Here is a 14595-nt window from a genome sequence, read left to right on the forward strand (position 1 = left end):
AGAGGGTCAGGGTGAGGGGTGACGCTAGTCGCCCGAGTATACAGCGCAGGTATCGTCGGTTTCCCACACGGTCACGCGCGTGACCGGGTAGAACTGCTGCATCTCGTCGTAGAACAGCCGGGCCAGGTTCTCTGACGTCGGGTTGGATTCGTAAACCTGATTGAGCATCTTGTGGTCTGGAAGGATACTCTCCAGCCTCTTGCCGACGTCCAGGAAATCGGCAATCATCCCCGGTTTCTTCAATCGCTTTGCGCTGATTTCTACCTCTACGCGGTAGTTATGCCCGTGGACGCCTTCACACTTGCCGCCCATTCCGTGAATCTGGTGCGCGGCGCTGAACCGGCGGGTCACCTTTATGGTCCACATCATTGCCTCCACGGGCGAATGACTCTGCTTGCTTTCATGAGCGATGATAGCTCTGTCGCGCTCGCCAGTCAAGCCGACGACGAACGGCGTCAGTCGCGACGTTCAAAGGCGTTGACAGGGCATCCGGCGGCGTTACAATCGAAGGCGTCCGCAGCAGATGTGCGGACACGGGAAGATTCCGCAACCACATAAGCTCAAGGAGTCGCAATGTGCAGGCGCGTGATTGTACCGGTGCTGTTCGGCCTGCTCGCCAAACTGGCACTTGCTACGCCGGCCACGAGCAGCCGGCCGGGAAGCGCAAACCCGCCCTATCCCGGCGCAAGGATGGTTGGTCCGGCCAGCCCGGTCGAGACCCTTTCCGAGGTGCGGGCCCTGCGCGTCGAGCAGCGGGCGGCACAGGCCCGAGGCGACGAGGTGGCGGCACGGGCGCTTGAGAACCAGGTCCAGCGATATTACCTGGACCGGACACCAGCACAGAGCCCGGTGGGTCACCCGGTGCCCTTATCTCCGTCGCGTCTCGAATCCTATCCGCTGGTGCCCGACGTCGTCATCTATCCCGGCGAGGTCATGGGTTCCGGCGCCGACTATGATGATGACGGCACGATGTGGACGGTTTGCTCTCCGCTCGACTCCACGGTTCGTATCTACAAGTCGACCGATGCCGGCCAGACTTGGACTCTGTTCAATGCCTTCGGCTGGACTCCGGCCTGCCAGTTCGGCCGGGTGCAGGTTGTCGTGGGCGTGGGCGACTCCAACTTCGTGCACGTCTTCGCGCTGCTGCCCTTCCAGGACGGAGACTTGGTCGACGTCATCTACCTGCATGACGGCACCTATTCGGGTTGGTCTCCCGTGAAGGCGGACTCCGCCACTGTCAGCGACTTCGCGGTATGCCGCGACAACGCGGGCGCTTACTACCTGCACGCCTGCGCGACTAACACGGCATACGGTGGTGCGCGCACAGTGAAAGTCCTGCGGTCGACGGACCACGGCCGTACGTGGGCGCAAACCCAGACCTGGGACGATGGCTCGAACCCCTGCCTGTCCGCGGGCACCGGCGGCTCGGTTTACTACGCCTCGACGTACAACACGTGGTACAAGGGTCAGGTGGCCCTGCTCTACAACCGTTCCTACGGCTCGGGAGGCTGGACGGAGAAGGATCTGAAACCGGATACCTTTGCTGTCGCCGGGGCGGTCGTTGCTCAGGCATTCACCAACCCTGACTCGGAAGCGGTTCTCTGGATGGCATGGCAGCACCAGACCGAATCGCTGCCGGAAGTCACGGCCTGCTATTCCACCGATGGGGGCAAGACCTTCAGCACGCCGGCACCGACCGGACCGATGGCCATCACTAGCGAGTTGTGGCCCGACCTGAAGAACTACCGCTCGTGGGGTAGTACGACAGTGAAAGTCAGCTACTTCTGTCTCGATACGTTCGGCTACCGCTGGGTCAGTCAACAGTCCGCAGACGCCGGCGACCCGGGCAACTGGTCAGGCCCGGTCCGCATCGACTACGGGGAGGCTCAGGTGGACCAGTCGCTGAGGCCGTGGCTGGTCTATTCACCGCACGGGCCCGGCGGTAACGAGGCCGGCTGCGTGTTCGAGCACTTCCTTATCAAGGCTTTCTGCTGGAACTCACCGTGGACAATCCCGGCGGTTGAGGAACCGGTTGCAGGTGAGTCTGCGAGGTTCGGTTTCGCGCCGACGGTCGTGCGTGGGGTGCTTAGGCCAGGAGACCGGGGACAGGAGACTGGAGACCGTATGGCACCGTCAGACGGCGGCCGCTGCGGCCAACTACTGGACGCGACGGGGAGGATGGTCATGGAGCTTCATCCGGGCGTGAATGACGTGAGCCGGTTGAGTCCGGGTGTGTACTTTGTGCGAGAAGCCCAAGCGCAAGCTCAAGCCCAAGCCGTTCGCAAGGTCATTATCACGAGGTAGGACGTAGCGATGAGGGTAACGCTGTCCGTCGTCGGTCTGGTTCTGCTACTGGCCGGCGTCGCGGCGGCGGTTGTGGTTGAGGACGACTATGAGGTTGGGTCGGGCCCGTACACTTTCCAGATTGCCCTGATAGCTGACCCGAGCAACAAGTACGATAATCTGCGGGCGGCGCGGGATACAATCAATGAGCTGGTGGACGCATACGGGCGGATACATATGGTCATGGTCCTTGGCGACGTGACCAGCACCGCCGACACAGTGGCCGAGTTGCCCGTTGCGAAGCAGATTCTGGACAGCCTTCACGTGCCGTACGTGCCGCTGATCGGCAATCATGACATGGTACCCTATTGGTTGGACCCGCCGGTGCCGCCAAGAGACGCGGACAGCGTCTTTGTCACCAGGTACTTCGACCGGACGTTCGGTCCGGTGTACGACTCGCTGGCGGCCGGGAAGTACTCGCAGATTCGGGATTTCCGGCGCTACGGGGAGCATCCCTGGAACTTTGAGATAGAATGGCCTCAAAGCAGCCATGACACCTTTGCCTATGACATCTGGCAGAACTTCGCTTTCCGGGCCGGGCCGGACTCGAGTCCCTTTCGTTTCGTCTGCCTCGACTTCAACAGCAGGCATAAGTGGCCGGGCCTGGACTACGGTGTGTTGCCCTCGGCTGACCTCCACGAACTGCCGTTCGACAACCTGACTTCTTCAATCAGGGTCAGCGGCGGCGCTCTGCCCGTCAAGTGCGTCGTGTTCGCGGACGACTCTTTGCGGGGCGACTCGCTGCCCATCACTGCCGACACAACCGGCCTCGGGACTTTCGACAATCGAATCAGGTCCGTGCGCGTCAACCCTGGGGTCACGGTGAAGCTGTGCGATGCCGCCGACTTCGCCGGTGACACCTGGTTGCAGTTGACGGCAACTGATTTGGACCTGGGCATCAACGGCTCGTACCAGTGGTGGCGTGACTATGTGAAGGCGTATTGCGACTCGGTTGTCAGCGATACCATCAGAGAGAACGTCATCTTCTTTGCGCATCACCCTCTGGTGGCGGTTGATCCTCTGGGACTCGCCAACTTCCGGCAGGACAAGGTCGACTCAATCGCGTCATTCCTGAAGTCCTTCGCCGGCAACGTCGGAGGTTGGTATGCCGGTCATCTCAATGACTCGGCCCCGTCGACACACGTGCCCGGCCACGGCCGGGTACGCAACCCCGTTGATGGCAGCAGGATATGCCACTGGTACATGCCGCCCGCGTCCGAGTTCTACGGCGGTTGGGTGAAGATACTCACGCTCCACTACGGCAGAGCGCCGCTGGTCGACGTGGACTATAGCGGCACGATTGGCGACACCGTCGACGTCATGCATCAGGATACGATTCCGGTCATAGTCACCACTCTCCGGTCGGGCCTGCTGACCGCGCGCATCCGGAAGGGAAGCCGTCCGATATGCAATCTGGTCGAGTCGCTGCCGAGGGGCCCGGGTCGTGAAACCGATACCCTCGCATGGAACGGCAAGGACAGCACCGGTGCGCGAGTCGTGCCCGGCGACGATTACACGGTCCGCTACTATGACGAGAATGGGTTCTTTACAGGACTTTCGCCCTTCACGGTAAAGGACACGACTCCGCCGGGTTGCGCAGAGGCGAAGCCTACGCGGGATGTGTTCCACAAGGCTTCGGGCGTGCCGACGGTTGTGCGAGGGGTGCTGGTGCTTGGGGCAGTAGACAGTAGACAGAATGCAGTAGACAGGGCGGAGTTGCTGGACGCGGCGGGGCGTAGGGTGCTTGACCTGCACAACGGCGCGAATGACGTGCGTGTCCTCGCCCCGGGAGTGTATTTTGTCAGGGACGTGGGGGCCGCGGGCGCGGAGAAGGTTGTCGTGCAGCGCTGAGCAGCAGAGGCTCAAGCGCAAGCACAAGCTCCGGCCCGAATCCGTACGGTCAGCGCTGCCAGCGGCTGGTCCTCTCCGAGTCTCACCGGCTCCACTCCGGTTTCCGGGCACTGCGGCCATTTTGACTTGGGACGGTCGAGCCGTATAATTCTCTTCCTCATGGACAAACAACCAGCCCCCATCGGCATCCGGCGCGAGGACAAGAATGTCTGGGAGCGCCGTTCTCCGCTCATCCCCGAACAAGTTGGGCAGCTCATCGGCGAGCACGGGCTGAAGTTCGTTGTCCAGAATTCCGGTATCAGGACGTTCAGCGACGCCGAGTATCGTGAGGTCGGTGCCGAGGTCGGCGACGACCTGTCCGGCTGCCTGGTCGTACTGGGCATCAAGGAAATCCCGGAGACGACATTCGTACCCGGCCATACCTACATTTTCTTCTCGCACGTCATCAAGGGTCAGCACCACAACATGCCCATGCTCAGACGGATGATGGATCTCGGCTGTACACTGATTGACTATGAGAAGATGACCGACGAGGCCGGACGGCGGCTGGTCTTCTTCGGCCGGTTCGCCGGCATCGCCGGCCTGGTCGACACGCTGGCCGGGCTGGGCAAGCGGCTCGCGACGCAGGGGATGCAGACGCCGTTCAGCCAGGTGCGCCTCGCGCACGAGTACGGCCGCGTGGACCTGGCCCGGGCCGCGCTTGCCGAGGTCGGCCGCGACATCGTGGAGCAGGGCCTGCCGGCCGAGCTGTCGCCGTTCGTGGTCGGAGTGACCGGATACGGGCACGTCGCCAAGGGAGCATGGGAGATGCTGGACGCGCTGGGCGCGACCGAGGTCGAGCCGGTCGACCTGCCGGCGCTTGCCGCCAGGGGCGACCGGCACGTCGTCTACCGCGTCATGTTCCGCGAGGAGCACATCGTCGAGCCGACCGAGGTCGGGCATCGGTTCGACCTGAAGGAGTACTTCACGAAACCGGAGCTGTACCGCTCGCGGTTCGAGGACCACCTGCCTCACCTTTCGGTTCTGACCAACTGCATCTACTGGGATGCGCGCTATCCGCGGCTGGTGACCAAGGACTGGCTGAAGCGCACGTTCGCGGCCGGCAGTCCGAAGCTCGCGGCAATCGGCGATATCTCCTGTGACATCGATGGTTCGATTGAGGCGACGAGCAAGGCCACCGAGCCGGGCCAGCCGTTCTACGTCTATGAGCCTGAGACCGGATCGGTCCGCGACGGCGTCGATGGCAATGGCATGCTGCTGATGACCGTGGATAACCTGCCCTGCGAGCTGCCGTTCGACTCGTCGCGGGAGTTCGGCGTCGCGCTCATGCCGTTCGTGCCGGCAATCGCGCACACGGACTTCGGTCTGCCCCTGGAAAAGCTCGACCTGCCCGGTCCGATACGCCGGGCGTTGATTCTCCACCGTGGGAAGTTGACGCCCGAGTATCGCTACCTCGAGAAGTACCTGCGCTGATTCCCAATTGTCAATTACTAATACCCAATCAAGCCTGAGTGCACGAATGTCGAATTCCCTCATCCGTTACCCTCTCCCTGAGGGAAAGGGAAGGGGTGAGGACGAAGGACCGTCGAGACGGGATGGTCCCAAAGGAGTAGCAGCATGAAGAAGATTCTGATTCTGGGTGCGGGGCTTGTGTCCCGGCCGATGGTCCGCTACCTGCTGGACGTGCCCGACTTCGAGGTCGTTGTGGCGAGCCGTACCGTATCCAAGGCGCAGGAGCTGGTCGGGAGCCACCCGCGCGGCAAGGCCGTGGCGCTGAACGTGGAAAACGACGCCGACCTCGACAAGCAGGTCGCCGGCGCGGACCTTGCTGTAAGCCTGTTGCCCTACACCTTCCACGTGAAGGTGGCCGGATTGTGCCTCAAGTACAAGAAGCCGCTGGTCACGACGTCCTACGTGAGCGACGCGATGCGCGCGCTCGACGCGCAGGCCAGGGCGGCAGGCGTCATCTTCCTGAACGAAATGGGGCTTGACCCTGGCATCGACCACATGTCGGCCATGAAGATAATCCACGGCGTCCAGAAGGCAGGGGGCAAGGTCGCGAGTTTCATGTCCTACTGCGGCGGGCTGCCCGCGCCTGAAGCCAACGACAACCCGCTCGGGTACAAGTTCTCCTGGAGCCCCAAGGGCGTGGTGATGGCCGGCAGGAACGACGCGCGCTACCTGAAGGACGGCAAGGAAGTGTTCATCCCCGGACCGGAGCTGTTCGGCAACCGCTGGCCGCTCAAGGTAGCCGAAGGCTACGAGTTCGAGGCGTATGCGAACCGCAACTCACTGCCCTACATCGAGACCTACGGGCTCGCGGGCGTGCGGACGATGCTGCGCGGGACTCTGCGCAACCCGGGCTGGTGCGAAACGCTCAAGGCGATTGCCGACCTCGGCGTACTCAAGGACGACAGCGTGAAGACCGGCATCGCCGGCCTGACCCCGGCGGCCTGGCTGCGCGGGTACGTTCCGGCGAGGGCAGGCGCGAGCGGCTTACGCGCGGACGTCGCCGCAAAGCTGGGTCTGAAGCCGGACCACCCGATACTCGAACGGTTCGCCTGGCTCGGCCTGTTCGACGAGAAGCCCATCGGCCTCGATGCGGGCTCGAACCTCGACATCCTCGCCAAGCAGATGCTCGACCGGATGGCCTACAAGCCGGCAGAGCGCGACATGATCGTCCTGCACCACGAGTTCATCGCGGAAATGCCTCAAGCCGAGAGAATTTACTCGACGCTCATCGCCTTCGGCGAGCCGAACGGCGATTCTTCCATGGCGCGGACCGTGAGCCTGCCTGCCGCAATCGGTGTCCGCATGATCCTGCACGGCGAGCTGAAGCTCACCGGCGTCCAGATACCGGTGCTGCCCGAAATCTACGGACCGGTTCTCTCCGAGCTGGCGCGGCTCGGCATCGAGTGCAAGGAGCGGAAAGCCCCGGTCTCCTGACCTGGATTCCTGCTGATTCAAGGGCGGCCTCCCGGCCGCCCTTGTCGTTGACCGGGGCCACGAATCCGGCATTGAACCACAGAGCTCACGGAGACTCTGAGATTGCGGCCCGAGAACCGGGTCTTCACTAGCTCATCGTTTCTCTGTTCCACAATGGTGCAACAAGGTCGATTCCGCAACTCCGACGGCCCAGTTCGTCTCTGTACTGCTGCTACCCGGTCTTTCTTGGTCGCTGTGTTTGGGGCGTCTTGACTCTTGGCTCTTGCCCTTTGGCTTTTGACTCGCGCGTCCGACGCGCGCCATGTCCTCGGTGGTTCTCTCAAAGTCGGCTCCGGTGCGCGGCCTGGCCCTTGACAATCGGCTATTGCAGTTCTAGAATCGAGTGGACAAAGGTCAGGTGTCAATATGGTGAGGCTAAGACTTGTCCTCTGCGTGCTCGTGCTGGGGTTCGGCACGTCCGTTGTCCGAGCCCAATGGCTGGAGAAGACCATCTATCTACCCGACTCGTTCGGCGGGCTGTTACACCCGCAGTGCCTTGTCTATGACTCTGCCAACAACACCGTCTACGTCGGCGTCGTGTGCGGTAAATGCGTGCTCGCGATTGATGGGACCACGAACCAGAGGATTGCACGAATCCCAGCCGATTCCGATGGGATGGCTCTCTGCTACAACTCGACCAACAACAAGGTTTACTGCGCGAACGCGGGATCATACCGGACCTGGGACTCGACCGTGACCGTGATCGACGGCGCAGCCGACACTGCCATCACGACCGTGATCGCAGGTGTCGCGCCTTGGGCCGACTGCTACAACTCGCAGAACAACAAGATCTACTGCGCGAACGCTGGCAGCAGCAACGTGACCGTGATTGACGGCGCGACGAACGGCGTCATCGCGACTGTGATCGCAGCTAGCTCTCCTCGGGCTCTCTGCTACAACGCAACCAACAACAAGGTCTACTGTGTGAACTATGGGAGCTGGAACGTGACCGTGATTGACGGCGCGACGAACGGCGTCCTCGCCACCGTGACCGTTGGCAGCAAACCGGGTGCCCTCTGCTACAGCCCGACCAACAACAAGGTTTACTGCGCGAACGGGGGGGACAGCACAGTGACTGTTGTAGACGGCGCGACCAACGGGATCATCGCTACCGTGACTGCAGGCTTGTATCCTTGTGCCCTCTGCCACAATCTCCAGAACAACAAGGTATACTGCACGAACTATGGCAGCGGCAACGTAGCCGTGATTGACGGCGCGACCGACAGCGTAATCGCCACCGACACGGCTGGTAGCAGTCCCCACGCTCTCTGCTACAACCCGCAGAACAACAGGATTTACTGCGCGAACTATGGCAGCGGCAACGTGACCGTGATTGACGGCGTGACCGACAGCGTTATCGCCACCGTGGTTGCAGGTAGCGAACCTTGTGCCCTCTGCTACAACCCGCACGACAATAAGGTCTACTGCGCGAACTATGGGAGCGGTGAAGTGACTGTGATCGACGGCGCGACCAACGGCGTCATCGCGACCGTGGCGCCGGGCTGCAACCCTCAGGCCTTCTGTTACAACGCTACCAACAATAAGGTCTACTGCGCCAGCGATGGCACCGGGACCGTGACCATCTTAGACGGCGCGACGAACGTGCTGAGGGCCTCCTTGCTGGTGGGGCGAGACGCAAGAGCTCTCTGCTATTCCCCGGTCGCGAACCGGACGTACTGCGCGGACTACACGGGTGACAGTGTCTTTGCTATTTCTGGGGCTGGAGACAACCTGACTGCCTCGCTCGGGACAGGACACCACCCGGTCGCGCTCGCGTGCGATTCTGCTACCGGCAAGATCTACGCGGCGAACTACGCCGGCCAGAGCGTGACGGTCGCCGACTCCGCGTTAGGAAGTTCGCTGTCCACCATCCCGGTCGGGCGCTACCCAGTCGCTCTGTGTCCCGATGCAACCCGACACAGGATGTACTGCGCCAACATCGGGGATGCCTGCATCAGCGTCATCGACACTCGGACTGACACCGTGATGGCGACCGTTCCTGCGGGCAACCTGCCAAGCGTCTTGTGTCTGGGTATGTCGGCCGCCAAGCTCTACAGCGCGAAGATGGACGGCACTGTCTCAGTCATGCCCTGCGATTCACTCAGAGTCATCGCGACGCTGGCTGTCGGTACGAGCCCGCGTGCACTCTGCTACAACCCGGCAAACGACGAGATATACGTCGCCAACGGCGGGGGTGGAGTAACTGTGATGGACGCTCGGGCCGACACACTCGTACGGACGCTACGACCGGCGACTGGCTTCTCCGCAGTGTGGTGCGCTGACCGCAAGGACCGTGTCTATTGCGCTGGCGGTGATTCCGTCATGGTGGTCGACGGCGCATCTGACAGCATAGTCAAGGTACTTGCCGTGGGGCACTTCCCGGTGTCGCTGGCGTGGAACCCGCTGCAAGGCCGCATGTACGTGGCCAACTGCAGTTCAGCCACCATCTCCGTCATTCGTGACTCGTCGTTGAGCCTGGAAGAACAGGCCGCAAACACGCCTTCCCGCAGACTCGGTCCGACACTGGTCAGAGGGACTTTGCGGATGGCGGGCACTGACGCAGCCTTGCTCATCAACGCGTCCGGTCAGAAAGTCCTGTGTCTTCGTCCCGGCACGAATGACGTCGGGTTCCTGCCTGCCGGCGTCTATTTCGTGTGTCCGATGCGGAAGCATGCCGGCTCCGGCCAACCTAATCCCACAAAGGTCGTGGTGCAGCGGTAAGGAGGAATCACGAAGACGTTGTGCGCTGCAATGATGGTGCTAGCACTAGTATTTCCGGCGTCGGCGAATCAGTGGCAGATTGAGGTAGTGGACACGTGCGGGTCATGGGCGAAACTGCAACTCAAGACAGCGCCGGACGGGGTTGTCCACTTGCTCTACTGCGACGGCAACCTCGTCCTTCATCACGCATACAAGGATAGCCTGTGGCATCATGAAGTTGTGGATACGTTTCCATCGCTTGCCGGTTGGGACATGGACTTAGGCAGCCACAATGAGCTTGGTCTCGCTTTGGACTTCAGGAATGGGAGCGTAGGTCTCCTCGTCAGGCAAGACGCTGGGTGGGTGATGGACTCCGTACCAATAACCGCTGCTAGCTGGGATGCCCTCCTGTCGTGGGATTCTGCCGGTAACCCTGCCGTGGCTTACGTCAAGAGCAAGGGCGTGGTGGGGTTTGCAGGTCGCTCGGACTCAGGGTGGGTTTGCGACACCATAACGATAGATCCCACCGGATCTGTGTACGTTCGAGGTCTTGTCCATGATGCCCAGGACGATCCCTGCGTCATGGTATGGTATAATTACAGCCAAGGCAACGTAGTACTGCAGTATACCAGGCAAGACACGTCTTGGCTTGAGCAGACCGTGGACGCGCCGACGTGGCGCGGATCGGTGCAGCCGAGGGCGACGGCCCGTGACCCTGGCGGCATGGCCGCTGTCTGCGACAACTGGACTGATTATTACGGTAGCGGCGGAGTCGGGTTCAGGTACGCGACTGTCAATGTCAAGAGTTCTATCGAAGACAGCACGCAGGTGCAGGTTGCTGCACTGGCAATTAGCGCCACAGGCGAGCGGCACGTGACCTACTTGGACCAGAATACCAGCGGTCCCCTGAAGCATGCGTGCTACACCGGTAGTGGCTGGACCAAGGACACGGTCCTGAACGGCAACATCAGTCTCCTTGGGGGTATTGACTTTCTGGATGAGTTGCCAGTTATCGCCTTCTACGAGCCAGGAGCAGGAATCTGCGTCGCGAGTATGTTGCCGTCCGGCGTTGCCGACCAACCGCAGACCACTCGCAACGGATTGCGAGTCTCCACCATCGTTCGGGGCGTGCTTTTCCTGCCGGAAGCTACAAGCCACAAGCCACAGGCCACGAGCTGCCTGATCGACATCGGCGGCAGGAAGGTGATGGACTTTGGAGCCAGGTGCGAATGATGTGCGGGCGCTGGCACCCGGGGTCTACTTCGTGCGTCAGGCGTCGAGCGTGAGGCATCAAGCGTCCAGCGTCAGCAAGGTCGTCCTGACCCAATAGGTCTCGTCTCGGGCAACGATCCGAGATCCCCGGCGGATTCCCGTCATGTCGCGTGCCGCTCTGCCCGGCAGCGGCCAACGCGCGAGATTGACTCCTGCTTGTCGCAGGGCTATGCTCACAACAACGACGCCGAGTGCGGCGGGGCAAAGGGAACCCGCCCACATGTCCTGCAGGCGCCAGTCTGCTTGGGTCACTTCCTTTTGGAGGTGTAAGATGTCACCTGACTCTGTTCGACGTTCTTTGGCTCGAACCATTTCCTCACACATCCGGGCCGTGCGACCCGTGGCCGTGCTGTTGGCTTTGTGCTGCTGCCTGTCGGCAGCTCACTCACAGTCGTTGGAGAAGACCATCTATCTGCCCGACTCGTTCGGCGGACTGACCAGCCCGCAGTGCCTTGTCTATGACTCTGCCAACAACACAATCTACGTCGGTGGCGTGTGCGGTAAGTGCGTGGTCGCAATTGATGGGACCACGAACCAGAGAATTGCACGAATCCCGGCCGATTCCGATGGGATGGCTCTCTGCTACGACCAGGTCAACAACAAAGTCTACTGCGCGAATTCCTCAAGCAACAACGTGACCGTGATTGACGGCGCGACTGACAGCGTCCTTACGACCGTGGCCGCAGGCCGCGGCCCTCAGGCCCTCTGCTGCAACCCGACCAATGATGAGGTTTGCTGCGCGAACTACGCGACCAACAACGTGACCGTGATTGACGGCGCGACCGACAGCGTGCTCGCCACCGTGGCCGCAGGTGGCCAGCCGCTGGCTCTCTGCTACAACATGACCAAAGACAAGGTCTACTGCGTGAACTATGGGAGCTGGACGGTGACTGTGATCGACGGCGCAGCCGATACCGTCATCGCCACCGTGACAGTAGGTAGTTTCCCTTGTGCTCTGTGCTACAACCCGCAGAACAACAAGGTATACTGCGCGAACGGGGGCCGGAGCGGATCCTGGGACTCTACAGTGACAGTGATTGACGGTGCAACCAACCACATCATCGCGACCGTGGTCACAGGCAGCTATCCTTGTGCCCTCTGTTACGACTCGCAGAGCAACAGGGTCTGCTGCGCGAACTATGCTAGCTGGAACGTGACTGTGATCGATGGCGCAGCCGACACAGTCGTCGCCACCGTGACCGCCGGCAGCAAACCTGGTGCCCTCTGCTACAACCCGCAGAACAACAGGGTATACTGCGCGAACTATGGTAGCAGCACCGTGACGGTGATTGACGGCGCAACCAACGTGGTTATCGCTACCGACACGGTCGGTGGCTGTCCTTATGCCCTCTGTTACAACCCACACGACAACAAGGCATACTGCGCGAACTATGGCAGCAGCACCGTGACCGTGACAGCCGGCGCGACCAACGGGGTCGTCGCTACCGTGGCGCCGGGCTGCAACCCCCAGGCCCTCTGTTACAACGCTACCAACAACAAGGTCTACTGCGCCAGCGATGGCAGCGGGACCGTGACCATCGTAGACGGCGCGACGAACGTGCTGAGGGCCTCCTTGCCGGTGGGGCGAGACGCGAGAGCTCTCTGCTATTCACCGGTCGCGAACCGGACGTACTGCGTGGACTACACGGGTGACAGTGTCTTCGCTATTTCCGGCGCTGGAGACAACCTGACGGCCTTGCTCGGAACAGGACTCCATCCGGTTGCGGTCGCGTGCGATTCGGCTACCGGCAAGGTTTACGTGGCGAACTACTCCGGCCAGAGCGTGACGGTCGCCGACTCCGCACTAAGGAGTTCGCTGGCCACCATTCCGGTCGGGCGCTACCCGGTCGCTCTGTGCCCTGATGCCGCCCGACACAGGATGTACTGCGCCAACATCGGCGATGCCTGCATCAGCGTTATCGACACTCGGACCGACAGCGTGGCGGCGACCGTTCCCGCGGGCAACCTGCCGGGAGCCTTGTGCCTGGGTATGTCGTCGGCCAAACTCTACTGCGTGAAAATGGACGGCACTGCCGCCGTGATATCTTGCGATTCCCTCAAGGTTGTCAAGACTCTCACTGTCGGCACGAGACCGCATGCACTCTGCTACAACGCGACGGACGACAAGATCTACGTCGCCAACGCCGGGGGCGGAGTGGCTGTGATAGACGCGCGGGTAGACACAATCTTGCGGACGCTCAGACCGGCGATTGACTTCTCTGCGGTGTGGCGCGCTGACCTCAGCGACCGCGTCTATTGCGCGGGCGGTGATTCCGTAATGGTGGTCGACGGCGCGTCTGACAGCATCGTTAAGGTGCTTGCCGTGGGGCACATCCCTGTAGCGCTGGCGTGGAACCCGCTGCAAGGCCGCATGTACGTGGCCAACTGCAGTTCAGCCACGATCTCCGTCATTCGTGACTCCACGTTGAGCCTGGAAGACCAGGCTGCAAACAGGCCTTCTCGCAGACTTGGTCCCTCACTGTTCAGAGGAGCTTTGCGACTGGCGGGCACAGACGCAGCCTCGCTCATCAACACGTCCGGTCAGAAAGTCATCGGTCTTCGTCCCGGTACGAATGACGTCGGTTTCCTGCCTCCCGGCGTCTATTTCATATGTCCGATGCGGAAGTACCCCGGCCCCAGGCAACCCAATGTTACCAAGGTCGTCGTGCAGCGGTAAGGAGGAATCGTGAAGATGTTGTGCTCGGCAGTAGCGGTGCTGGCGCTGGTATCTATTGCCTCGGCGAATCAGTGGCAGATTGAAGTAGTCGATACCTCAGGGACTTGGTCGAGACTGCAACTCGGCATAGCGCCGAGCGGAGTCATTCATCTGTGCTATTCCGATTCTGACCAAGTAGTATGCCATGCATACAAGGACAGCCAGTGGCACCAGGAGACAGTGGGCACATTCCCGTCATTAGAAGGGGACCGCTGGATCATGGACGTTGGCCGTCACAATGAGCTAGGCCTGGTTCTGAACTTCGTGGATGGGAGCGTGGGCTTGCTTGAAAAGCACGACTCGGAGTGGACCAGGGACTCCGTGCCGATTACGACATGTGCCTACAGCGCCTACCTATCATGGGATTCTGCTGGTCGTCCAACCGTGGCGTACATCAAGGAGTACGGTACCGCGGGCGTGATGGGCTATGCAGTTCGCTCGGATTCAGGATGGATCTGCGAAACAATCCCGATACCCAGAGCTTATATTGATCTACGCGGTCTAGTTCGTACCGACAGGGACGAACCCTGTGCGCTTTTGGACTTCCTGGGAGGAGGCTACCCTGCGGTCCTGTACATCAAGCAGGATGGGAGCGTGGCATCAATGCTGTTGAAAATCGGGGCTATTGCAGGTGAAAGGTGCATGCAGACGGACGTAAGCTGTCATCCGGCGTTGGATCGCGTCGACGGTGCTGAGTCCGGAGACGACTTCCCGTAGGCTTCCGTGCA

General features: G+C 61.4%; 9 protein-coding genes. 8 read left to right on the forward strand and 1 reads right to left on the reverse strand.

Features of this window, described 5'->3' with window-relative positions:
- Positions 1-24: 24 nt before the first annotated feature.
- On the reverse strand, positions 25-369 hold the full coding sequence (locus VMH22_02250) for a 6-carboxytetrahydropterin synthase (GenBank protein HTW90512.1): 345 nt from the start codon (positions 367-369) through the stop codon (positions 25-27).
- A gap of 204 nt (positions 370-573) precedes the next feature.
- Between VMH22_02250 and VMH22_02255 the strand changes: the two genes are divergently transcribed.
- The 8 genes from VMH22_02255 to VMH22_02290 all read left to right on the forward strand — a co-directional run bounded on the left by VMH22_02255 (position 574) and on the right by VMH22_02290 (position 14584).
- Complete coding sequence (locus VMH22_02255) at positions 574-2304, forward strand: hypothetical protein (GenBank protein ID HTW90513.1); 1731 nt, start codon at positions 574-576, stop codon at positions 2302-2304.
- 9 nt (positions 2305-2313) lie between these two features.
- A complete protein-coding gene (locus tag VMH22_02260) occupies positions 2314-4194 on the forward strand; it encodes a metallophosphoesterase (protein ID HTW90514.1) in 1881 nt (626 codons plus the stop codon).
- Positions 4195-4353: 159 nt separating this feature from the next.
- The gene (locus VMH22_02265) at positions 4354-5667 is read left to right on the forward strand and encodes a bifunctional lysine ketoglutarate reductase /saccharopine dehydrogenase family protein (GenBank protein HTW90515.1); all 1314 of its coding nucleotides are present in this window, start codon (positions 4354-4356) and stop codon (positions 5665-5667) included.
- Positions 5668-5811: 144 nt separating this feature from the next.
- The gene (locus tag VMH22_02270; protein HTW90516.1) at positions 5812-7140 is read left to right on the forward strand and encodes a saccharopine dehydrogenase C-terminal domain-containing protein; all 1329 of its coding nucleotides are present in this window, start codon (positions 5812-5814) and stop codon (positions 7138-7140) included.
- A 405-nt stretch (positions 7141-7545) separates the two neighbouring features.
- Positions 7546-9900, forward strand: coding sequence for a YncE family protein (locus VMH22_02275; GenBank protein ID HTW90517.1), 2355 nt, complete (start codon positions 7546-7548; stop codon positions 9898-9900).
- A gap of 30 nt (positions 9901-9930) precedes the next feature.
- The gene (locus tag VMH22_02280) at positions 9931-11112 is read left to right on the forward strand and encodes a hypothetical protein (GenBank protein HTW90518.1); all 1182 of its coding nucleotides are present in this window, start codon (positions 9931-9933) and stop codon (positions 11110-11112) included.
- Positions 11113-11422: 310 nt separating this feature from the next.
- Positions 11423-13828 carry a hypothetical protein gene (locus VMH22_02285; protein ID HTW90519.1) on the forward strand — a complete coding sequence of 802 codons (2406 nt, stop codon included), beginning with the start codon at positions 11423-11425 and terminating at the stop codon, positions 13826-13828.
- A 9-nt stretch (positions 13829-13837) separates the two neighbouring features.
- The gene (locus VMH22_02290; GenBank protein HTW90520.1) at positions 13838-14584 is read left to right on the forward strand and encodes a hypothetical protein; all 747 of its coding nucleotides are present in this window, start codon (positions 13838-13840) and stop codon (positions 14582-14584) included.
- Positions 14585-14595: the final 11 nt, after the last annotated feature.

It is taken from the genome of bacterium, assembly GCA_035505375.1.
Classification (GTDB): domain Bacteria; phylum Hydrothermota; class Tepidihabitantia; order Tepidihabitantales; family Tepidihabitantaceae; genus UBA2258.